This window comes from Hymenobacter properus (assembly GCF_015694735.1).
Taxonomy (GTDB): domain Bacteria; phylum Bacteroidota; class Bacteroidia; order Cytophagales; family Hymenobacteraceae; genus Hymenobacter; species Hymenobacter properus.
The window spans coordinates 479,876-500,454 of the sequence record NZ_JADQDP010000002.1 but is presented as its reverse complement, the minus strand read 5'-3'; the positions used below and the strand labels follow the sequence as shown (position 1 = coordinate 500,454).

The window sequence follows — 20,579 nt, the reverse complement described above, 5'->3', positions numbered from 1 at the left end:
CGCTTCGTTCGCAGCCCTGCAAATGCCCGTCGACCTGTACCATAATCCGCTCACCGAAATCCTATTTGAGCAGGCCAAAGACTTTGTGGGGCTGTATGATGTGCAGGGCCGGTGGTTTACGCGGGTGAACGCGGCGGGCTACCGTCTGCTGGGCTACCCTACGGCCCAGGCCCTCTATGATGACCCGCGCCGCACCCTGCTGGGCCAGCGCATGAGCTCGGAGGAGTGGGCTGAGCTGTGCGACCGGGTGCTGCGCGACGGGAACTATACCTTCGAAACCGAGCTGCGGCGCCTATCGGGCCAACTGTTCTGGGCCTCGATTGAGCTGACCAACCTGGTGGTGGAAAACCGGCACTACTTCGTGATTCGCCTCACCGACACCGACCGCCTGCACACAGCCGAACGCCGCCTGGCCATGAGCGTGGGCCGCTTCGAGGCGGTGGTAAGCCACGCCACCATCGGCATCATTATGTGCAACGCCGACGGCCGCATTGTGCTGGCCAACGACAAGGCCCACGCTGTGTTCGGCTACGACAGCCCGGCCCTGCTCAGCCACGGCATCGAAGAACTGGTGCCGGCCTCCGTGAGCGGCTACCACGAGCGGCTGCGCACGTCCTTCAACGCCCGGCCGGAGGTGCGCGCCATGGGCCACAACCGCGACCTGATGGCCCGCCGCCGCGACGGCTCGGAGTTTCCGGTGGAGGTGAGTCTGAGTTATTTCCACCTCGACGAAGAGCTGTTTGTGGTGGCCTACGTCGTCGACATCACCTTTAAGAAAGACGCCGAGCGCGAGCTCCTCATTCAAAACAAGCACGTAGCCCGCCTCAATGCCGAGCTGGAGCAAAAGGTGGCCGACCGCACCCACGCCCTGGAAAATACCCTGGCCCAGCTGGAGCAGCGCAGCCAGGAGCTGAGCCAGGCCCTGGCCGCCGAGCAGGAGCTGGGCGAGCTGAAGTCGCGCTTTGTGAGCATGGCCTCGCACGAGTTTCGGACCCCGCTCACCGGGGTGCTTACCTCGGCCGCCCTCATTGAGAAGTACACCACCACCGAGCAGCAGGACAAACGTGAGCGTCATTTGCAGCGCATCCGCACCTCGGTGAAGCACCTGACCGACATTCTGGAGGAGTTTCTGTCGGTGGGCAAGATTGAGGAAGGCCGGCTGGAAGCCCACCCGGCCCAGGTGGCCCTGCCCGCGCTGCTGCGCGAGGCCCAGGCCGACGCCGAGGGCCTGCGCAAGCCCGGCCAGCACGTGCGCGAAGTGTTTGGCCCGCTCGACCTGCTCTGGACCGACGCCTCGCTGCTGCGCAAGGTGCTGGTGAACCTGCTGAGCAACGCCTTCAAGTACTCGCCCGACCAAACCACCGTCACGGTGCGCGCGGCCACGGCGGGCGGCTGGCTCACGCTCAGTGTGCAGGACCAAGGCGTGGGCATTGCCCGCGAAGACCAGGAGCATTTATTTGAGCGGTTTTTCCGGGCGCGCAACGCGGCCAACCTGCCCGGCACCGGCCTGGGGCTCTACATCATTGCCCGCTACATGGAGCTACTAGGCGGCACCGTGGCCCTGCAGAGCGAATTGGGCCACGGCACCACCGTCACCATCACCCTTCCCTATGAAAACGATACTGCTCGTTGAAGACAGCGACCTGATTCGCGAAAACACGGCCGAGATTCTGGAGCTGGCCGGCTACGACGTCATCACGGCCGAAAACGGCAAGGTCGGCGTGGAAAAGGCCCTCGCCACCAAGCCCGATTTGGTGGTGTGCGACATCATGATGCCCGTGCTCGACGGCTACGGCGTGCTGCACATCTTCAGCCAGAACCCGCAGCTGGCGGGCGTGCCCTTCATCTTCCTCACCGCCAAAACCGAGCGCGCCGACCTGCGCCGCGGCATGGAGCTGGGCGCCGACGACTACCTGACCAAGCCTTTCGAGGAAACCGAGCTGCTCAGCGCCATTCACAGCCGGCTGGCCCGCTTCGGCCAGCTGCGGCCCGACTACGACCTGCGCGCGCCCGGCGGCCTGAACCAATTTCTGGACGATGCCACCGCCGTGGGCCACCTCACGGCCCTGGCCGCCGACCGCAAGCCCCACACCCTGCGCAAAAAGCAGGAGCTGTATGCCGAAGGCGACGAGGCCACGCGCCTGTACTTCGTGCAGAGCGGGCGGGTGAAAACCGTGCGCCGCAGCCCCAGCGGCAAAGAATTGATTACGGGCGTGTATGGGCCGGGCGAGTTTTTCGGCTACCTGCCGCTGCTGGAGCAGCGCCCGCACGCCGACTCGGCCGTGGTGCTGGACGATGCAGTGCTGCTCTACATCCCGCAGGAAGATTTTACGCAGCTGCTGCACCGGCACCCGGCCGTGGGCCAGCAGTTTGTGCGCCTGCTGGCCGGCCGCGTGAATGAGCGGGAGCAGCAGCTCCTGGGCATGGCCTACGACTCGTTGCGCCGCCGCGTGGCCACCACCTTGCTGCGCCTGCACGAGCACGCGCCGGAAGGCGCCATTCAGCTCTCGCGCGACGACCTGGCGGCCGTGGTGGGCATCGCGCCCGAGTCGCTGATTCGGACGCTGAGCGAGTTCAAGCACGACGGGCTGATTGAGCAGACGGCCCACGGCATCCGGGTGGTGCAGTCCGAGAAGCTGCGGCAGCCCAACTGGTAGCTTAGGCTGACGAGAATCAGGGCGTTTCGCGTTTGTCGTCAGGTAGGCGGCAGGGCGCGGCCGGTAGGTTTGCAGCGTCTTCATTCAACCGTCAAACCCTTATGCTGACCACCTATCCACCCCTGAAAACCGGCAGCCTGCTGGCCGGCCACCACACGCCGGCGGGCGAGCAAAAAGCCCTGGTGCTGCTCGACAAAAACGGCCAGAAAGTCATTTACAAAACCTTCGCTGCCGGCGAGCGAATGCCCACCCACCACGCGCCCGCTGAGGTGCTGGTGACGGTGCTGGCCGGCCGGCTCGTCATCACGGTGCTCGAAACTTCCACAGAAGTGGAAGCAGGCGACTACCTCGTTATCCCCGCCGGGGCGCCGCATGCGCTGGATTGCCTGGAAGCGGCCCGCATTCTGATTTTCCGCTAACCAGCAACCCACCAAAAAGCCCGGCCCGCACCCTGAACATCAGGACGCGGGCCGGGCTTTTTTTGGTCAAAAATGCGGGTTACAGCACCGAAAGCGGGCCCCGTGCCTGCAGCCGCGTTTCGAATACCTGGGCAATGGCGCGGCCGCGCAGCTTGGCCTCCTCGGCGGTGGGGCCGGCAAAAAGGTCGTCGACGGTGGCGCAGAACAGGGCCACCCAGCGCTGAAAGTGCGTGGCATCGATGGGCAGCGGCACGTGCTTGGGGAAGGGGCGGCCGTGGTAGCGGCTGGTGCCCAGCAGCAGGCCGCTCCAGAAGTCGTACATATTGGGCAGGTGGTGCGCCCAGTCTACCTGCGCGAAGCCGTTGAAAATAGAGTCGAGCAGGGCGTCTTCGTTGACGCGGGCGTAGAACGTATCGACGAGCAGGCGCACGTCGGCTTCGGTGGTGATGTCGGGGCGGGGCGTGGTCATGGCGAATAATAAGAACCGAAATATCAGGCCAGCTGGTGCTGAGCGGCCGCGGGCACCGGAGCTGCCTGGGGAGCTTGGGTGCCCCAACGGTAGGCCCAGCTGCCGGCCAGCAGCAGCGTGATAAGCTTAACCACTTCGAGGCCGATGTAGGTTTTGTGGAGGTTGCTGGGCAGCGGCGGGTGGCCGGCCAGCAGCGCGGTGGCGCGTAGGTCGAGGGCCGGCAGCAGCCACAGGGTTTGGAGCAGGAGCACCGTGCTGAGCAGGGCCAGCGCCGCCCACAGGTGGGCCGGGGCGCGCCGTAGGGCCGCGCTCAGCAGGGCTGCACCGGCCAGGGCCAGCTCCAGCTTGTTGAGCGCGGCAAACACGATGCGGCCGATGCCCAGCCCCAGCGGCACGGTGATGTGCGGCGCGGTGAACTTCAGCGGAGCTTCGAGAAAGGAAATGCCGGCCACCAGGCCCGCCCACACAAAGAGCGACAGCACCAGCAGCAACGAACCAGCAGGACGAACAGCAGACATACGACAACGGAAAAAGAGCGAAAGCCCGGCGCGGAGCAGACCTTGCAGCTAGCGAAAAGATGATACAAAATTGAGTCCGCGCCGGTGCCCGGGGCCTGAAAACAATCAGCCGCGGGCCTGATGTTCGTCAGCCGGGCCCGGCGCGGGGGGCCGGAGCTTTGCGGTTGCCAATTTTCCTGCCTGCCCGTGCCTATCGTCGCCCCTGCCCCTGCCGAAAATCTCACCCATACCGCCTGCGCCCACTGCGGCGACGCCTGCCCCGACGAACCCATCCGGCTGGCCGAGGAGCCGGAATTGAGCTTCTGCTGCCAGGGCTGCCGGGCGGTGTACGAGTTGCTGGCGGCCCGCAACCTGTGCACCTACTACCGCCTCGATGAGCGCCCCGGCCAGAAGGTGAAGCCCGTGGAGTTGCCCGGCCGCTTCGACTACCTCGACCTGGAATCGGTGCAGACACAGCTGCTGGCGTTTCGCTCGCCCACGCTGGCGCGCCTCACGCTCAGCATCCCGCAAATGCACTGCGCCTCCTGCATCTGGCTGCTCGAAAACCTGTTCAAGCTGAATGCGGGCATCACGGCCTCGCGGGTCAATTTTCTGCGCAAAGAGCTTACGGTGAGCTACCAGCCGGCCGCTACTTCCTTGAAAGAGGTGGTGACGCTGCTGGCCTCGGTGGGCTACGAGCCGCAGATTACGCTGGCCGAACTAGGCGCCCAGCCCCACCACGCCAACCGCACGCTGTATTACCAGCTGGGCGTGGCGGCCTTTGCCTTCGGCAACGTGATGCTGTTGGCCCTGCCCGACTACTTTTCCTTCACGGCGCAGCTGCAGGCCGCGTTTGGGGAGTTTTTTGGCGGGCTGAGCTTGCTGCTGGCCCTTCCGGTACTGCTGGTGAGTGCGCGCGGCTTCTACCGCTCGGCCTGGCAGGGGCTGCGGCAGCGCTACATCAACCTCGATTTCCCCATCAGTTTGGGGCTCACGGCGCTGTTCGTGACCAGCGTTTTTGAAATCGTCACGCAGCGCGGGCCGGGGTACCTTGACTCCTTCACAGGGCTGGTGTTTTTCATGCTCATCGGCAAATGGGTGCAGCAGCGCAGCTACGACGCCCTGCGCTTCGACCGCGACTTCACCTCCTACTTCCCGGTGGCCGCCACCCGCCTCACGCCCACCGGCGAGGAGGCCGTGCCGGTGCGGGAGCTGCGCGCCGGCCAGCGCATTCGGGTGCGGCACCAGGAAATTATTCCGGCCGATGCCGTGCTGCTGCGCGGCCAGGGCCTGATTGACTACAGCTTCGTGTCGGGCGAAAGCGAGCCCGTGGCCAAAGCGCCCGGCGACACCCTGTATGCCGGCGGCCGCCAGGTGGGCGAGGCCGTGGAGCTGGAAGTGGTGCGCGAGGTGTCGCAGGGCTACCTCACCCAGCTCTGGAACAACCCCGCCTTCCAGAAAGCCGACACCGCCACGCTGGAAACCTACGCCAATAAAGTGGGCCGCTACTTCGTGGCCCTCACGCTGCTGCTGGCCGTGGGCGCAGCAGCCTACTGGTACCCCAGCAGCCCGGCCATGGCCTTGCGGGCTTGCACATCGGTGCTGGTCATTGCCTGCCCGTGCGCGCTGTCGCTGGCCACGCCGTTTGCGCTGGGGGCCGCGTTGCGGGTGCTGGGCCGCCACAAGCTCTACCTCAAAAACAGCGCCGTGGTCGAAACCTTGGGCCGCGCCGACACCCTGGTATTCGACAAAACCGGTACGCTGACCGATGTAAAACGCTCGGCTGTGGAATACGCGGGGCCGGTGCTCAGCCTGCCGCAGCAGCAAGCCGTGGCGGCCGTGGTGCGCCAGTCCACGCACCCGCTCAGCCAGCGCCTGGCGGTTGAACTGCCTTCGGGCCAGCTGGCTGTGACTGATTTTGCCGAAGTGCCCGGCGCAGGCGTGCGCGGCACGGTGGGTGGTGTGACGGTGCGCGTGGGCTCTGCCGCTTTCGTAGGTCAGGCTGGCGACTCCGCAGGCGAGGCCGGCGTGCGGCAGTCCCGCGTTTACATCAGCTTCGAGGGTGGCCCAAGCGGCTGCTTCACCTTCCACAATGTATACCGCGAAGGCCTGCGCGAGGTGCTAGCCAAGCTCAGCCAGACCTACCGCCTGGCTGTGCTTTCGGGCGACAACGAAACCGAGCGCGCCCGCCTGCGCGAGCTGTTCGGCCCGAAAGCTGAGTTGCATTTCCACCAAACCCCACAGCAGAAGCTCGACTACGTGGCACAGCTCCGGCAGCAGGGCCGCCGCGTGGTGATGGTGGGCGACGGTCTCAACGACGCCGGCGCCCTGCAGCAGGCCGACGCCGGCCTAGCCCTCACCGACACGCTCACCAACTTCTCGCCCGCCTGCGACGGCATCCTCGAAGCCGGCAGCTTCGGCCGGCTGCCCACCGTGCTGGGATTCGCGCAGGACTGCCTGCACATCGTGCTGGCCACGTTCGTGCTGTCGTTTTGCTACAACGGCATCGGCCTGGGGCTGGCGGTGCAGGGCCGGTTCACGCCCATCGTGTCTGCCATTCTCATGCCTATCAGCTCACTGAGCGTAATGGTATTTGCCACGCTGCTGGTTAAGCTGGCCGCCAGGCGGCGCGGGCTGTAATCATCGCACTTATACACCAATCCCACCATGTCAATCATATTCATCCTTATCGGAATCAGCTTGTGCGTAGCCCTTGCGTTTCTGGGCGCTTTCCTGTGGGCCGTGCGCTCGGGGCAGTACGAGGACGACTACACGCCTTCTATACGCATGCTTTTTGAAGATGAAGCCCTGCCTGATGAGAAGTAGCTAAAGCGGCTTGCGGTATCTTGATAGCATTTTCAAGCTTATTGCAGCCAAGCAGCATGGATGGTTTTACGTGTTCAAAATGTGGAGAATTTCATGCTGAGTTTCCGATGTGCTTCGGCGCACAATTCCCCGCTTATTATTTCAGTATTCCGGCGGATGAAAGGGAAAGCCGGATTGAACTGACGGAAAGCCTGTGCATCATTGATGACACCCACTTTTTCATTCGGGGCAGAATTGAAATACCAGTAATTGATTCCACCGAAGTGTTTTGCTGGGACGTGTGGACGACGTTGAGCGAAGCAAATTTCTGGCGCACCAATGAGGTATGGCACGACCCCGAACGCGTGAACGAGCCGGCCTACTTTGGCTGGCTACAAACCAGCCTCCCAGGTTACCCCGAAACATTGAACCTGAAAACGCTGGTCCACACGCAGCCAGTCGGCAGCATTCCGCTCATTGAGGTAACTGAGGAAGGCCATCCATTAAGCGCTGACCAACTGAGCGGCATCACTTGGCAACGCGTGATTGAACTGGTAGAAATAGCCTTACACGGTACGGCCGCCTGACAACAATCAGGCAGCCGTCTGATTTCGCTCAGCCAGGCAAAAAAGGGCTTGCCGGACCTTTGGGGTAATAAAAACAACCCCTCTCCGACCCATGCAGGCCGCTTCATTTGCTCCGACTGTCGCCCCTTCGCCGCCGCTTATTCCGGCTACCCCTGGCCGGGCCGTCGACACCTTTTTCTACGACAACAAGATTGTCCGCAACTTCGGGATTGCCACCGTGGTGTGGGGCATCATCGGCATGATGGTGGGCGTGCTGGCCGCCTTCCAGCTGGCTCGGCCCGAGCTCAACATGAACACGGCCGTCACCACCTTCGGCCGCATCCGCCCGCTGCACACCAACGCCGTGATTTTCGCCTTCGTCGGCAACGGCATTTTCATGGGCGTGTACTACTCCTTGCAGCGCCTGTGTAAGGCCCGCATGTTTTCGGACGTGCTGAGCAAGGTGCACTTCTGGGGCTGGCAGCTCATCATTTTGTCGGCCGTGGCCACGCTGCCGCTGGGCTTCACCACCAGCAAGGAATACGCCGAGCTGGAATGGCCCATCGACATCGCCATCACGCTGGTGTGGGTGGTGTTTGGCTGGAACATGTTCGGCACCATCGCCAAACGGCGCGAGCGGCACCTCTACGTAGGCATCTGGTTCTACATCGCCACCTTCCTGACCGTGGCCGTGCTGCACATCGTCAACTCCATGGAGCTGCCGGTGGGCTGGCTGAAAAGCTATTCGCTGTATGCCGGCGTGCAGGATGCCTTGGTGCAGTGGTGGTACGGCCACAACGCGGTGGCCTTCTTCCTCACCACGCCCTACCTGGGTTTGATGTACTACTTCCTGCCCAAGGCAGCTGAGCGGCCGGTGTATTCCTACCGACTGAGCATCATTCACTTCTGGTCGCTGATTTTCATTTACATCTGGGCCGGCCCGCACCACTTGCTCTACACTGCTCTGCCCGACTGGGCCCAGAGCCTCGGCGTGGCTTTCTCGGTGATGCTGATTGCGCCGAGTTGGGGCGGCATGATTAACGGCCTACTCACCCTGCGCGGCGCCTGGGACAAGGTGCGCGAGGAGCCCGTGCTCAAGTTCATGGTGGTGGCCATCACGGCCTACGGCATGGCTACTTTCGAGGGCCCGATGCTGAGCCTCAAGAACGTAAACGCCATTGCGCACTTTACCGACTGGATTGTAGCGCACGTGCACGTGGGTGCCCTGGGCTGGAACGGCTTCCTCACCTTCGCCGTGCTTTACTGGCTGTGGCCGCGCCTCTACCGCACGCCCTTGTATTCGAAGAAGCTCGCCACCACGCACTTCTGGCTGGGCACGCTGGGCATCGTGTTCTACGCCATCCCGATGTACTGGGCCGGCTTCACGCAGGGCCTGATGTGGAAGCAGTTTAATGCCGAGGGCATGCTGCAATACCCCAACTTCCTCGAAACCGTGCTGCAGCTGGTGCCCATGTACTACCTGCGCGGCATCGGCGGGGTGCTCTACCTCAGCGGCGTGTTCCTGATGATGTACAACCTCATCAAAACCGCCAAAGCCGGCTCGCTGCTGGCCAATGAGAAAGCTCAGGCGCCGGCCCTCCTGCCCGCTGCCTTGGTGGAAGCCCATCACGAGGGCCACTGGCACCGCTGGATTGAGCGTCGTCCCTTTCAGCTGGCCGTGGGTGCCACGGTGGCCATCCTCATCGGCGGCGCGGTGGAGATGATTCCGACCTTCCTGGTGAAGTCGAACGTGCCCACCATTGCCTCCGTGAAGCCCTACCGGCCGCTGGAGCTGCAGGGCCGCGACCTCTACATCCGCGAAGGCTGCTCGAACTGCCACACCCAAATGGTGCGCCCCTTCCGCTCCGAAACCGAGCGCTACGGCGAGTACAGCAAAGCCGGCGAGTACGTGTACGACCGGCCCTTCCTGTGGGGCAGCAAGCGCACCGGGCCCGATTTGCAGCGCGTGGGCGCCAAATACCCCCACTCCTGGCACTACAACCACATGATGGACCCCACCAGCATGTCGCCCGGCTCCATCATGCCGCCCTACCCCTGGCTGTTCGAGGATAAAATCGACTACAACATGCTGCCGGCCAAGATTAAGGCCCTGCGCCACCTGGGTACCCCCTACCCTGCCGGCTTCGAAAACGAGGCCGTGGCCGACGCCCAAAAGCAAGCCCAAGGCATCGTGGCCGATTTGAAAAAAGAAGAAATCGAGGTGATGCCCGACAAGGAAATCGTGGCCCTCATTGCCTACCTCCAGCGCCTGGGCACCGACATCAAGGTGAAGCCCGAGCAAGTTACGGCCAGCGCCACGGCCGCCGCGCAGTAGCGTGGACTCTGCGAGTCCGCGCCCTCCCGAACGACAACCACTAATACGCAGACTCGCAGAGTCCACGCTACTACCCATGGATAAAAACGTCCTGCAATCCATCGCCGGGGTCGGCATCTACCCCGTGATTTCGCTGGTCATTTTCGGCCTTTTCTTCCTCGGGCTGCTGGTGTTTGTGCTGCTGAGCAGCCGCCAGCATCTCCACGCCATGAGCCAAATGCCGCTGCTCGATGACGAACCCACCCTGCAATCCAACCTCAACCACGACGTGATATGCTAACCCTTCGCACTTTCTCGCTGACTACCCTGGGCCTGCTGACCGGCTTTGCCGCCGCCGCCCAAACCGCTGCCCCCACCGCAGGGCCGACGCCCACCAGCATCCTGAGCTGGGTGGTGTGGTGGATGGCCGGCGTGGTGCTGCTGATGGCAGTGATGACGGGCGCCTCGGTGACTTCGGCCGCCCAGCGCCGCTACGCAGACCAGCAAGAGCCCGAGGCCGCTGCCCAACCAGCCGCGCCGCAAGCCCCGGTTCAGGCCCCGGCCCCGGCTGTTGCCGAAGCTGCTTTAGTTGCCACCCGCGAAGAAGTTTACGCATGAGCCGCCACTGCTTAGCGCTATCCGGGGCCGCCGCGCTGCTGCTGACGGCCGGCCCCGCCGCAGCCCAAACGGGGGCCGCGGTTTCGGACCCGCAACGGGCCATGCTCTGGTTTTTGCTGAGCACGCTGGTGCTGGTGCTGCTGGTGTTTCTGCTGCTGTTCGTGGCCCTCATCAGCTGGATGCGGCCGCAACTGCGCCAGTTGTATAACCTGCCCACCGTGCACGACACCTGGAGCGGCCGGGTGCTGGGCCTGCTGGTGGGCGACGCTCGCCTGGTGAAGGGCGAGGTGCGCGACGAGCTGCTCGACCACAATTACGACGGCATCCACGAGTTCGACAATGACCTGCCGCCGTGGTGGAAGTACGGCTTCTACCTCACCATCGTCTTCGCCATCGGCTACGTGGGCTACTACCACGTCCTCAAGACTGGCCAGCTGCAAGGAGCCGAATACGCCGCCGAAATGCAGCAAGCCGCCCTGCTCGTGGCCAGCACCCCCGACGACCCCAACCAGCTCACCACCTACACGGTCCTCACCGCCCCGGCCGACCTGAGCACCGGCAAGAGCCTCTTCGCCACCAACTGCGCCCCCTGCCACGGCGCCAACGCCGAAGGCAAAGTGGGCCCTAACCTAACCGACGAGTACTGGCTGCACGGCGGCGAGGTGAACCACGTCTACAAAACCGTCAAGTACGGCGTCAACGGCAAGGGCATGGTGGCCTGGAAAGGCAAGCTCTCCGGCAAGCAGATTCTGCAGGTAACATCATATGTGCTGAGTCTGCAAGGCTCGAAGCCGGCAAACGCCAAGCCCCCACAGGGCGAGAAAGAGGCACCGGCGGTCGCCAAGCGGTAGTGTGGGTTCGAAAACACATTTCAGAACGGTCATGCTGAGCGCAGTCGAAGCATCTCTACCGCGCAACTAATTCAATGCTGTCACAACGAAGCGGTAGAGATGCTTCGGCTGCGCTCAGCATGACCGTTCAATTAATTCATTACCTCCCATGTCCACCACCCAATTCAAACCCAACGACTCGTACCGCGATTCCATCGCCACGATAGATGCGAAAGGGGCACGGGTGTGGCTCTACCCCAAGAAGCCCAGCGGCCGCCTCTACCGCTACCGCAAGCTGCTCAGCTACGGGTTTCTGGCGCTGCTGTTTGCTGGGCCCTGGCTTCGCATCAACGACCTGCCGGTGCTGCTGCTCAACCTGCCGGCGCGGAAGTTCATCATCTTCGGGCAGATTTTCTGGCCCCAGGATTTCTTCATTCTGCTGCTGGGCTCGCTCACGTTTCTGGTGTTCATCATTGTGTTCACGGTGGTGTATGGGCGGGTATTTTGCGGCTGGGTGTGCCCCCAGACCATTTTTCTGGAGATGGTATTCCGCCGCATCGAGTACTGGCTGGAAGGCGACGCGCCCCAGCAAAAAGCCCTCGACCGCCGCGCCCTGGACTGGGACAAACTCTGGCGCAAAACCACCAAGCACGCGCTGTTCCTGGCCATTTCCTTTCTCATTGCCAACACGTTTCTAGCCTACGTCATCGGCACCGATGAACTGCTGAAACTGGTGACGGACGCACCCTCGGCCCACCTGGGCGGGCTGGCTTCGATGGTGATTTTCACCGGCATTTTCTACGCGGTGTTTGCCCGGTTTCGGGAGCAGGTGTGCACCATTGTGTGCCCCTACGGCCGCCTGCAGGGTGTGCTGGTGGACAAAGACAGCCTGGTGGTAGCATATGACTACCAGCGCGGCGAGCCCCGGGAGAAGCTGCGCAAAAACCAGCTGCGCACCGCCGGCGACTGCATCGACTGCAACCAGTGCGTGCAGGTGTGCCCCACGGGCATCGACATCCGCAACGGTGCCACCCAGCTCGAATGCACCAACTGCACGGCCTGCATCGACGCCTGCAACAACATCATGGCCCTCATCAACAAACCTGAGGGCCTGATTCGGCACGCCACCGAGAATGACATTGCCAACGGCACCAAGTTTCGCGTCACGCGCCGCGTGAAGGCCCTTTCCGGGGTACTGGCCGGGCTGCTGCTGGTGCTCACGGGCCTGCTGGTATCGCGGGCCAACGTGGCGGCCACGGTGCTGCGCACGCCGGGCCAGCTCTTCCAGAAAACCAGCCACGGCACCATCACCAACCTCTACAATATCTCGGTCATCAACAAAACCAACCGCCCCTACCCGCTCACGCTGCGGGTGCTGGAGCCCGCGCAGGGCCGCATCTCGCTGGTGGGTAGCAATGGCCTCAAGCTGCCTGCGCAAGGCATTGCCGAGGGCGTGTTTTTCGCCGAACTACCCCGCACGTCCCTGCACCGCACCAATCAGCCCATCCGCATCGGCCTGTTCAGCGGCAACAAGCTCATTGCCGAAACCAGCACCAAGTTTCTCGGGCCGGCACAGTGAGGCTTTAGCCACCAACCAGCCCGTCATGCCGAGCGCAGCCGAGGCATCTCGCGTGCCGCAGTAATCAATGCTCCCACAACGAAACGAGCGAGATGCCTCGGCTGCACTCGGCATGACGTTCTTCCAAACCATCCAATAACATGGTCACCACCGTTCCCAAAACCCGCACCACCCTCTGGCCCTACGCCATTATTGCCGTGTTCGTGCTGTTCGCGGGCTACATCGGCTTCATGGTGCAGCAGGCCATGCGCACCAGCGTCGACTTGGTTAGCGCCGACTACTACAAGCAGGAGCTGGCCTATACCCAGCGCATGGAATCCGTGGCCCGCACGGCGGCGCTCCCTGCCCCCGTAGAGCTCACCCACGATGCCGCCGCGCAGGAGCTGGCTTTGCAACTACCGCCCACGCTGGCCGGCCAGGCCGTGCAGGGCCAAATTCACTTCTTCCGCCCCTCCAACCAAAAGCTCGATTTCATCCTGCCGCTGCAAAGTGCCGCGCAGGTGCTCAGCACCCGCAAAATGCAGCCCGGCTACTGGCGCGTGCGCCTCGATTTCACGGCCGGCAACCAGGCCTATTTCGTCGAAAAAGAACTCACCATTTAGGTAAGAGGGGGAAGAGGGAGGTGGAGAGAGGGATATCTAAAGACCTTCTTCTGTCTCCCAATCAACATTCTCTCCTTCCCAACTCCCCAACTCCCCACCTTCCCCTCTCCCCTCCTCCCATCTCATGCTTCTCGCTGGCTTTCTGTTTGGCTTACTGGGCAGCTTCCACTGCGTGGGCATGTGCGGCGCCATTGCGCTGGCCCTGCCGGGGCAGCGGAGCGGCTTTGGGCAGCTGCTGACTGGGCGCCTGCTCTACAACTTGGGGCGCGTGAGCACCTACGCTGCCCTGGGCGCCGGGGCCGGACTGGTGGGCGAAAGCCTGCGCTTGGCCGGCGTGCAGCAGGGCTTGTCCATTGCCTCGGGTGTGCTGATTCTGCTGCTGGTAGCGGTGCCCGAGCGGCACACCGGCCGCCTGGCCGCCGCACTGGGCTTGGCCCGGCCGCTGACTTGGGTGAAAACCACGCTGGCCGGCTTGTTTCAGCACAACTCCTGGCCTGCGCTGTATGCAACGGGCCTGCTCAATGGCCTGCTGCCCTGCGGCCTGGTGTACCTGGCCCTGGCTGGGGCCCTGAGCGCGCCGGGCGTGACGGGCGCGGCGGCCTATATGGCCTGCTTCGGCCTGGGCACCCTGCCGCTGATGCTGGGCCTGGCCCTGAGCGGGCAACTGGTGCCGCTGGAGTGGCGCGGCCGCCTGCGCCGGGTGGTGCCCTATGCGGCGTCGGGGCTGGCGGTGCTGTTCATCGTGCGCGGGCTGGGGCTGGGCATCCCCTACCTGAGCCCGCAGCTGGATGCAGCCACCGAAGCGACGACCGCAGCCCAGCCGCTTACCGTCCATTACTGCCACTAGACAAATAGGGAGTGAGAAAACATTAGCCACCAGACCCATTCCTCCTTCGCCTTATTCCTTCTTCCCTGCTCCCCTCTCCCCCATTCCCTAATGAAAACCCTGCTTGTTGCCCTCGACCACACTGCTGCTGCTGAACACACCCTGGCCTACGCCAACAAGCTGGCCGTGCGCTGGCCGGCCGAAATTGTGGTGCTCTACTGCCACCCCAAGCCGGCCGCCGGCCAGCCGCTGGCAGAGCTGCGCGTCCAGGAGCAACGGCTGCGCGGCCTGGTGGAGCGCCTGCGCTACCAGCAGCTCACCCGGCAGGATGGCCGCCGCATTCAGTACCACTACCGCGTGCTGGCCGGCTGCCTGCACGACCACATCCGCGAGGAAGTGCTGCGCTGCGCCGCCGACCTTGTGCTGATGGGCCTGGAGCACATCGACTGCGGCCGGCAGGAGGCGCCCGGCAACCACGCCGCGGCCATTGCCAAGCTGGTGAGCTGCCCCCTGCTGGTGGTGCCGGCCGGCCGCCGCTCCCTGCCCAAGCGCATGGTGTTTTCGGCCGATTTCCGCACGCTGGGGCTGCACATCCTGCCCCGTCTGGCGGCGCTGGAAGGCGCCTTCCCGGCCCCGCTCGACTTGGTGCAGTTCTATGCCCCCGCCGACCGGCCCCAGCGCCGCCAGCTGAAGCAAGCCCTCAGCAAGGCCTCGGCCCACCTGGCCTGGCCCTTCAGCGCCACGCATCTGCTGGAAGACGACGCACCGCTGGAAGGCATCGGCGACTTTTGCGCCCACATGCAGGCGCAGCTGCTCATCATCGCGCCGGGCAGTTCGGAAGAATTGCTGCGCTTTTTCGATGCCTGCTACGCCACCACGCAGGCCTACCACACCCGCATTCCGGCGCTGGTGCTGCCCTCGGCTGCCGAGCGCCAGCCGCAGGTGGCCTGCTGCGACCGTTGCGCCGCCCGCCTGGCGCAGGAGGCCGCCCCCCAATTGGCCCTCGCCAACTACCACGCCGTGCGCTGGGCCTAAGCCCCGGCCGTTTTTCTTCTGCTTTTTCTCTAAACCTCATGACTCCCTCCGTTCTAATTCCCATTGCCCCGCCGCGCACCGTGGTGGAAAGCTGGATGCGCCAGTTCCAGGACTGGCTGTGCCACCGCCTGGAAGCCGCCGACGGCGGCGCCACCTTCAGCCGCGACGACTGGGCCCACGAGGGCGGCGGGGGCGGCTGCACCCGCGTCATTCAGCAAGGCAACGTGCTGGAAAAAGGCGGCGTGGCGTTTTCGGCCGTGTGGGGCGAGATGGACGAGCGGGCCGCCCGGCAGCTGCTCATGCCCGACCGCCGCTACTTCGCCACCGGCGTGAGCGTGGTGCAGCACCCGCGCAGCCCCATGGTGCCCATTTCGCACATGAACGTGCGGTATTTCGAAGCCGGCAACGGCGAGGCCTGGTTTGGCGGCGGGCTCGACCTCACCCCGATTTATGTGGATGCGGAGCAGGCCCGCCGGTTCCACGAGCAAATTGCCGAGGTGTGCGACCGCCACGACACCAGCTATTACCCGCGCTTCAAGCAGTGGGCCGACGAGTATTTCTACCTGCCCCACCGCCGCGAAACGCGCGGCGTGGGCGGCATTTTCTTCGACCGCCTCACGGTGGGGCGCGACGGGCTGTTCGAGGAATTATTCGCCTTCGTGCAGGACGTGGGCGAGGTGTACGGCCGGGCCTACAGCGCCATCATGCGCCAAAACGCGGGCCTGCCCTACGGCGAGCAAGAGTTGCAGTGGCAGCGCGTGCGCCGCGGCCGCTATGCCGAGTTCAACCTGGCCATTGACCGCGGCACCCGCTTCGGCCTCGAAACCGGCGGCCGCACCGAATCCATCCTGATGAGCCTGCCGCCCCAGGCCGACTGGCACTACAACCTGACGCCCGAACCGGACTCGTGCGAAGCCACTACCCAGCAGTGGCTGCGGCCGGGCGTAGACTGGCTTAATGTGGGACAGTAAGTAAAAAGGGTAAGCGGCCCGGTTTAGGCCCAGGCCACGGCCCGCAGTGCCGGCACCGGCAATACCAGAGGCGGCTCCGCCACCTTTACCACCGCTGGGGTGGCAGTGGTGCACCAGCCGGCTCGGACGGCCGCCGTAACGGTGGATGCGCAAAACACGAGTTGCAGGGCGTCGGCAGCGGTAAGCATGATGGTGGGAATTGAGATGAATGGCAAAAATACTATTCAATCTATAAATACTACCTGACGAAAATCAGCCAATCGGCTGATTTTCGTCAGGTAGTATTTTTTTTGCACCCACTAGTAAGTCAAGACTGCCCGCGGACCGATGAGCAAGCAAGCCAGTACACATGCGTCAGTGACGGGTTCTATCTTTTCTGCTTCCGCCGCCGTTATAGCACTGGCTGAACACTATCTTAGATTTTTACCGCTTGCCAGCCCCCAATTGCCTCAATAGACAAGCGGCTGTGACACATCTCTTTCAATGTTAGAAGAAACGAAACACTACTTTTCCAATGCCGTCGGGTCGGTGCTGTACGTGCCCGGCTCTTTCGTATACCTCCACTGGACGGGCGAACCCCTGCACGGGCCCGAACTGCGGGCCCTCTACGTGCACGCCCGCAACCTGCTGCTGCGCTACAAGCTGCGCCGCATCCTGGCCGACCACCGCGCCATGCCCACTGCTTTTGCGCCCACCGAGCGCGAGTGGCTGCTTACCGAGTGGTTTCCCAACACGGCAGAGGAAATACCGCGCGTGCGCTACGCCGCCCTGCCCAGCCCCGACCCGCAGCGCCGCCTGCACACCGACGAGGTGGTGGAAGCCCTGGGCCGCCATGCCGAAGTAGCCGTCTTCGACGACATTGCGCAGGCCACAGCCTGGCTGGAGGCCCAATAGCTCAAAGACGGAACGGCCGGCTTCACCGCACGCTTACGAAGGCCCCCGTCCTTTGTGCTTTTGCTTCCTTATCCTAATCAATGTCCGAATCCGATTCCCGCTATGCCCGCGTGCTGGCCTGGCTCGACCAGCACGTTATCCATCCCTTTTATACCGACCGGGTGCGGCGGCTGATTCTGCAAAGCTTCCCGTTCTGGTTTGCGTCGGTATTGGTGGGCGGAGTAGCTGTGGGCTACGAGAAAGTATTTGGCTGGGCCGAGCAGATGAGCTTTGCTTGGCTGCGCCACGAGCCGCTTTTGGCCTTCGGACTCACGCCGCTAGCGTTTGGCGCCTCGTGGCTGCTGGTGCGGCAATGGGCCCCGGCGGCGCGGGGCAGCGGCATTCCGCAGGTGATGGCAGGCATTGAGCTCTCGAACCCCAGCCAGCACCGCCGCACGGCCTATTTGCTGAGCTTGCGCGTGGCCGTGGTGAAGGTGCTGAGCAGCGTGGTGCTGCTGCTGGGCGGCGGCGTAATTGGCCGCGAGGGGCCTACCATTCAGATTTCGGCGGCCATTTTCAGGGCCATCAACCGGCTACAGCCGGCCGGCTGGCCCCAGCTCTCGCGCCAGATTGCCTTGGTGACGGGCGGCGCGGCGGGGCTGGCGGCGGCCTTCAATACCCCGCTGGGCGGCATCGTGTTTGTAGTGGAGGAGCTGACGCAGATGCACATGGCGCGGTTTCGCATGGCGGTGTTTACGGCCGTCATCATTGCCGGCCTCACGGCCCAGACGTTTCTGGGGCCTTACCTATACTTGGGCTTTCCCAAGATAGTGCCGGCGGTGGGGCGCGTGCAGGTGCTGGTGGTTGTGGTGGCGGTGGTGTGCGGGCTGGCCGGAGCGGTGTTTGCCAAAACCTTGCTCTGGCTGGGGCGTTACCGCCAGCGCTTCGGCACGCTGGCGGCGCAGGCGGGCTGGGTGCTGGGCTGCGGGCTGCTGCTGGGCTGCCTGGCTTACCTGGTGGGCAGCGAGGGCGTGGGCACAGGCAAGCCCATCATCAACCGGCTGCTGTTTCAGAATAACGGCGAGACGCCGTGGTACCTGTTTCCGGTGCGCTTCGCGGGCATGGCCCTGAGCTACAGCAGCGGCGGGGCAGGCGGCGTGTTTGCTACTTCGCTCAGCGCTGGGGCCATTCTGGGCGACGGCATCTGCCAGGTGTTCGACGTGGCCGTGGCCGACCGCAACCTGCTCATTCTGGTGAGCATGGTGAGTTTCCTGACCGGGGTGGTGCGCTCGCCGTTCACGGCCGCCATTTTGGTGCTGGAAATGACGGACCGGCACTCGGCCATTTTCCAGCTGCTCATCAGCGGCCTGCTGGCCCAGGCCGTGGCCGCGCTGGTAGACCCGCACTCGCTTTATGAGCACCTCAAGGCAGGGTTTGTTCGCGAAGCAGGCGAAGTGGACCGGCGGGAGGCCGTGCGGGGGTAGGAGTTAGGACGCCTGTCATCCTGAGCGCAGCGAAGGACCTTCTCACGTCAAGGTTTCTAACGGGAGAAGGTCCTTCGCTGCGCTCAGGATGACAGGCGTCTTCGGCCTCTACTCCCACCCCAGCTAGTAACCTCGACTCAGAAAACGGGGTACACCCTGGCAGCCGGCCCGGTGGGCCACCGCTCCTTTCCCCGACCTGATGACGAAACACACCTATGACATGGGCTTGGTGGGCAACTGCGCCTTTCTCGCCCTCATCAACACCGATACGTCAGTGGCCTGGCTCTGCTGGCCACGCTTCGACAGCAGCTTTGTATTTGGCAGCCTGCTCGATACGCAGAAGGGTGGCGAGTTCAGCGTACGGCCGGCCCACGGCGCGGCCTTTGAGTCGAAGCAGTATTACCAGGAAAATACCAACGTGCTGCGCACCGAAATCACGACGGCCGACGGGCGCTACCGCGTCACGGACTTCGCGCCGCGCTTCGAGCAGTACGACCGGTACTACAAGCCGCTGATGTTCATCCGGAAGCTGGAGCCGCTGGCCGGCGCGCCCCGCGTGCGGGTGGTGTGCAACCCCGTGGGTGAGTACGGCCGCAAGCCGCTCACACACCGGCGCAGCTCCAACCACATTGCTTATCTGGGCCTGGAAGAGGAAATCCGCCTCACCACCAACATCGCCCTCACCTACGTGCTCGACGGCGAAGATTTCGCCCTGAACGAAACCAAGTACCTCGTGCTCACCTACGGCGCGCCGCTGGAAGCCCCGCTGGAAAGCACCGTGGAGCGCTTCCTGGGTGCCACCGGCGACTACTGGCGCAAGTGGGTGAAGAACATGAGCATCGGCAACTTCCACCAGGACCAGGTGATTCGCTCGGCCCTGGCTTTGAAGATGCACCAGTACGAGGACACCGGTGCCATCATTGCGGCCACCACCACCAGCCTGCCCGAAGCGCCCGGCAGCACCCGCAACTGGGACTACCGCTACTGCTGGATGCGCGACACCTACTATATCCTCACGGCCTTCAACAACATCGGCCACTTCGAAGAGATGGAGCGCTACTTCCATTACATCGCCAACCTTTCGGGCAAAGTGAAGGGCAAGTACCAGCCGCTGTATGGCATCAGCGGGACCACGGAGCTGGTGGAGCAGGAACTGGATTTGGAAGGCTACTTGGGCAACCAGCCCGTGCGCATCGGCAACGACGCCTACACCCATGTGCAGAACGACGTGTACGGCCAGGTGCTGGTGGCCCTGCTGCCGCTCTATGTGGACCAGCGCTTCGTAAACCGCGAGCGGGCCAACCCCGAAGCCCTCATGTACGAGGCCCTGCGCCTGATTGACGCCACCATGGACGTGCCCGACGCCGGCCTGTGGGAATTCCGCAACCTGGCGCAGTACCACTGCTATACCTACCTTTTCCACTGGGCCGGCAGCCACGCCGCCCGCCAGACTGCGCGCGCCTTGGGCAATAAGGAAATGGAAGCCCTCGCCACCGAGCTGAACGAGGAAGCGGCCCGCCGTATCGAGCAGTGCTACAGCGAGGAGCTGGGGGCCTACACCAACGCCATCGGCTCGCCCCACCTCGACGCCAGCACGCTTCAGCTCATCCTCATGGGCTACCTCGACCCGCACTCCGACCGCGCCCGCCGCCACCTCGAAGCGCTGGAAAAGGAGCTGAAGACACCCGAGGGCCTGTTCTACCGCTACCGCCACGCCGATGACTTCGGCACGCCCGAAACCACCTTCCTCATCTGCTCCTTCTGGTACGTGGAGGCTCTAGCCTGCGTAGGCCGGCTCGACGACGCCATTCGCGAGTTCGAGAAGCTCATTGCCTATGCCAACCACCTGGGCCTTCTCTCTGAGGACGTGGACGCCAAGACGGGCTCGCAGTGGGGTAACTTCCCGCAAGCCTATAGCCACGTGGGACTAATGAATGCGGCCTACCGCATTGCCAAGAAGCTGGATAGGCCGAATTTTGTGTAGGCCGCTTCTATGTTGACGAAAAAGTAGAACGTCATGCCGAGCGCAGCCGA

The 20,579-nt window shown here is 63.7% G+C and carries 21 protein-coding genes; 18 read left to right on the top strand and 3 right to left on the bottom strand.

From position 1 onward, the window contains the following. Positions 1 to 22 precede the first annotated feature (22 nt). The 3 genes from I2I01_RS08260 (at position 23) to I2I01_RS08250 (ending at position 3,076) form a co-directional block, all read left to right on the top strand. A complete protein-coding gene (locus I2I01_RS08260; RefSeq protein WP_196285974.1) occupies positions 23 to 1,633 on the top strand; it encodes a sensor histidine kinase in 1,611 nt (536 codons plus the stop codon). Next, positions 1,611 to 2,657 (top strand): response regulator, encoded by a 1,047-nt coding sequence (locus tag I2I01_RS08255; protein ID WP_196285973.1) that lies wholly within the window; start codon positions 1,611 to 1,613, stop codon positions 2,655 to 2,657. The genes I2I01_RS08260 and I2I01_RS08255 overlap by 23 nt, the downstream gene beginning before the upstream one ends. Positions 2,658 to 2,758: 101 nt before the next feature. Then, on the top strand, positions 2,759 to 3,076 hold the full coding sequence (locus I2I01_RS08250) for a cupin domain-containing protein (protein ID WP_196285972.1): 318 nt from the start codon (positions 2,759 to 2,761) through the stop codon (positions 3,074 to 3,076). Positions 3,077 to 3,155: 79 nt separating this feature from the next. On the opposite strand, the gene I2I01_RS08245 is transcribed toward I2I01_RS08250, so the two are convergent. Together I2I01_RS08245 and I2I01_RS08240 are read right to left on the bottom strand one after the other, a co-directional pair. Next, on the bottom strand, positions 3,156 to 3,545 hold the full coding sequence (locus tag I2I01_RS08245) for a group III truncated hemoglobin (protein ID WP_196285971.1): 390 nt from the start codon (positions 3,543 to 3,545) through the stop codon (positions 3,156 to 3,158). Positions 3,546 to 3,568: 23 nt separating this feature from the next. Then, positions 3,569 to 4,063 carry a hypothetical protein gene (locus tag I2I01_RS08240; RefSeq protein ID WP_196285970.1) on the bottom strand — a complete coding sequence of 165 codons (495 nt, stop codon included), beginning with the start codon at positions 4,061 to 4,063 and terminating at the stop codon, positions 3,569 to 3,571. Between the two features lie 186 nt (positions 4,064 to 4,249). On the opposite strand from I2I01_RS08240, the gene I2I01_RS08235 reads away from it, so the two are divergent. From I2I01_RS08235 to hemF, 12 genes are all read left to right on the top strand, one after another. Beyond that, the gene (locus tag I2I01_RS08235) at positions 4,250 to 6,682 is read left to right on the top strand and encodes a heavy metal translocating P-type ATPase (RefSeq protein ID WP_211537880.1); all 2,433 of its coding nucleotides are present in this window, start codon (positions 4,250 to 4,252) and stop codon (positions 6,680 to 6,682) included. A gap of 27 nt (positions 6,683 to 6,709) precedes the next feature. Beyond that, the gene (gene ccoS, locus I2I01_RS08230) at positions 6,710 to 6,868 is read left to right on the top strand and encodes a cbb3-type cytochrome oxidase assembly protein CcoS (RefSeq protein ID WP_196285968.1); all 159 of its coding nucleotides are present in this window, start codon (positions 6,710 to 6,712) and stop codon (positions 6,866 to 6,868) included. Between the two features lie 56 nt (positions 6,869 to 6,924). Further along, positions 6,925 to 7,434: a DUF2199 domain-containing protein gene (locus I2I01_RS08225; protein WP_196285967.1), complete on the top strand. Its 510-nt coding sequence runs from the start codon at positions 6,925 to 6,927 to the stop codon at positions 7,432 to 7,434. Positions 7,435 to 7,525: 91 nt separating this feature from the next. Next, the gene (gene ccoN, locus I2I01_RS08220; RefSeq protein WP_196285966.1) at positions 7,526 to 9,748 is read left to right on the top strand and encodes a cytochrome-c oxidase, cbb3-type subunit I; all 2,223 of its coding nucleotides are present in this window, start codon (positions 7,526 to 7,528) and stop codon (positions 9,746 to 9,748) included. 76 nt (positions 9,749 to 9,824) lie between these two features. After that, the gene (locus I2I01_RS08215) at positions 9,825 to 10,028 is read left to right on the top strand and encodes a hypothetical protein (RefSeq protein ID WP_196285965.1); all 204 of its coding nucleotides are present in this window, start codon (positions 9,825 to 9,827) and stop codon (positions 10,026 to 10,028) included. Further along, positions 10,022 to 10,345, top strand: coding sequence for a hypothetical protein (locus I2I01_RS08210; RefSeq protein ID WP_196285964.1), 324 nt, complete (start codon positions 10,022 to 10,024; stop codon positions 10,343 to 10,345). The genes I2I01_RS08215 and I2I01_RS08210 overlap by 7 nt, the downstream gene beginning before the upstream one ends. Continuing rightward, on the top strand, positions 10,342 to 11,196 hold the full coding sequence (locus tag I2I01_RS08205; RefSeq protein WP_196285963.1) for a cbb3-type cytochrome c oxidase N-terminal domain-containing protein: 855 nt from the start codon (positions 10,342 to 10,344) through the stop codon (positions 11,194 to 11,196). Before I2I01_RS08210 ends, I2I01_RS08205 begins: the two co-directional genes overlap by 4 nt. Before the next feature lie 148 nt (positions 11,197 to 11,344). After that, entirely contained in the window at positions 11,345 to 12,754 is a 1,410-nt protein-coding gene (ccoG, locus tag I2I01_RS08200; RefSeq protein WP_196285962.1) for a cytochrome c oxidase accessory protein CcoG, read from the top strand. Positions 12,755 to 12,894: 140 nt separating this feature from the next. After that, a complete protein-coding gene (locus tag I2I01_RS08195) occupies positions 12,895 to 13,356 on the top strand; it encodes a FixH family protein (protein ID WP_196285961.1) in 462 nt (153 codons plus the stop codon). Between the two features lie 124 nt (positions 13,357 to 13,480). Continuing rightward, entirely contained in the window at positions 13,481 to 14,203 is a 723-nt protein-coding gene (locus tag I2I01_RS08190; RefSeq protein WP_196285960.1) for a sulfite exporter TauE/SafE family protein, read from the top strand. A gap of 90 nt (positions 14,204 to 14,293) precedes the next feature. Beyond that, positions 14,294 to 15,217 carry a universal stress protein gene (locus I2I01_RS08185; RefSeq protein WP_196285959.1) on the top strand — a complete coding sequence of 308 codons (924 nt, stop codon included), beginning with the start codon at positions 14,294 to 14,296 and terminating at the stop codon, positions 15,215 to 15,217. Between the two features lie 38 nt (positions 15,218 to 15,255). Beyond that, positions 15,256 to 16,188, top strand: coding sequence for an oxygen-dependent coproporphyrinogen oxidase (hemF, locus tag I2I01_RS08180; RefSeq protein WP_196285958.1), 933 nt, complete (start codon positions 15,256 to 15,258; stop codon positions 16,186 to 16,188). Between the two features lie 23 nt (positions 16,189 to 16,211). Here hemF and I2I01_RS08175 read toward each other — a convergent pair whose 3' ends face one another. Next, complete coding sequence (locus I2I01_RS08175; protein WP_196285957.1) at positions 16,212 to 16,376, bottom strand: hypothetical protein; 165 nt, start codon at positions 16,374 to 16,376, stop codon at positions 16,212 to 16,214. A gap of 295 nt (positions 16,377 to 16,671) precedes the next feature. On the opposite strand from I2I01_RS08175, the gene I2I01_RS08170 reads away from it, so the two are divergent. From I2I01_RS08170 to I2I01_RS08160, 3 genes are all read left to right on the top strand, one after another. Next, positions 16,672 to 17,082 carry a hypothetical protein gene (locus I2I01_RS08170; RefSeq protein ID WP_196285956.1) on the top strand — a complete coding sequence of 137 codons (411 nt, stop codon included), beginning with the start codon at positions 16,672 to 16,674 and terminating at the stop codon, positions 17,080 to 17,082. Between the two features lie 80 nt (positions 17,083 to 17,162). After that, positions 17,163 to 18,545: a chloride channel protein gene (locus I2I01_RS08165; RefSeq protein WP_196285955.1), complete on the top strand. Its 1,383-nt coding sequence runs from the start codon at positions 17,163 to 17,165 to the stop codon at positions 18,543 to 18,545. Positions 18,546 to 18,744: 199 nt separating this feature from the next. Then, positions 18,745 to 20,529 carry a glycoside hydrolase family 15 protein gene (locus I2I01_RS08160; protein ID WP_196285954.1) on the top strand — a complete coding sequence of 595 codons (1,785 nt, stop codon included), beginning with the start codon at positions 18,745 to 18,747 and terminating at the stop codon, positions 20,527 to 20,529. Positions 20,530 to 20,579 lie beyond the last annotated feature (50 nt).

Coding starts and splice junctions, on each gene's coding strand:
- I2I01_RS08160 (WP_196285954.1), top strand. CDS start 18,745: ATGACGAAACACACCTATGACATGGGCTTGGTGGGCAACTGCGCCTTT.
- ccoS (WP_196285968.1), top strand. CDS start 6,710: ATGTCAATCATATTCATCCTTATCGGAATCAGCTTGTGCGTAGCCCTT.
- I2I01_RS08185 (WP_196285959.1), top strand. CDS start 14,294: ATGAAAACCCTGCTTGTTGCCCTCGACCACACTGCTGCTGCTGAACAC.
- I2I01_RS08165 (WP_196285955.1), top strand. CDS start 17,163: ATGTCCGAATCCGATTCCCGCTATGCCCGCGTGCTGGCCTGGCTCGAC.
- I2I01_RS08260 (WP_196285974.1), top strand. CDS start 23: ATGCCCGTCGACCTGTACCATAATCCGCTCACCGAAATCCTATTTGAG.
- ccoG (WP_196285962.1), top strand. CDS start 11,345: ATGTCCACCACCCAATTCAAACCCAACGACTCGTACCGCGATTCCATC.
- I2I01_RS08245 (WP_196285971.1), bottom strand. CDS start 3,545: ATGACCACGCCCCGCCCCGACATCACCACCGAAGCCGACGTGCGCCTG.
- I2I01_RS08210 (WP_196285964.1), top strand. CDS start 10,022: ATGCTAACCCTTCGCACTTTCTCGCTGACTACCCTGGGCCTGCTGACC.
- I2I01_RS08195 (WP_196285961.1), top strand. CDS start 12,895: ATGGTCACCACCGTTCCCAAAACCCGCACCACCCTCTGGCCCTACGCC.
- ccoN (WP_196285966.1), top strand. CDS start 7,526: ATGCAGGCCGCTTCATTTGCTCCGACTGTCGCCCCTTCGCCGCCGCTT.
- I2I01_RS08255 (WP_196285973.1), top strand. CDS start 1,611: ATGAAAACGATACTGCTCGTTGAAGACAGCGACCTGATTCGCGAAAAC.
- I2I01_RS08240 (WP_196285970.1), bottom strand. CDS start 4,063: ATGTCTGCTGTTCGTCCTGCTGGTTCGTTGCTGCTGGTGCTGTCGCTC.
- I2I01_RS08205 (WP_196285963.1), top strand. CDS start 10,342: ATGAGCCGCCACTGCTTAGCGCTATCCGGGGCCGCCGCGCTGCTGCTG.
- hemF (WP_196285958.1), top strand. CDS start 15,256: ATGACTCCCTCCGTTCTAATTCCCATTGCCCCGCCGCGCACCGTGGTG.
- I2I01_RS08175 (WP_196285957.1), bottom strand. CDS start 16,376: ATGCTTACCGCTGCCGACGCCCTGCAACTCGTGTTTTGCGCATCCACC.
- I2I01_RS08225 (WP_196285967.1), top strand. CDS start 6,925: ATGGATGGTTTTACGTGTTCAAAATGTGGAGAATTTCATGCTGAGTTT.
- I2I01_RS08190 (WP_196285960.1), top strand. CDS start 13,481: ATGCTTCTCGCTGGCTTTCTGTTTGGCTTACTGGGCAGCTTCCACTGC.
- I2I01_RS08250 (WP_196285972.1), top strand. CDS start 2,759: ATGCTGACCACCTATCCACCCCTGAAAACCGGCAGCCTGCTGGCCGGC.
- I2I01_RS08215 (WP_196285965.1), top strand. CDS start 9,825: ATGGATAAAAACGTCCTGCAATCCATCGCCGGGGTCGGCATCTACCCC.
- I2I01_RS08170 (WP_196285956.1), top strand. CDS start 16,672: ATGTTAGAAGAAACGAAACACTACTTTTCCAATGCCGTCGGGTCGGTG.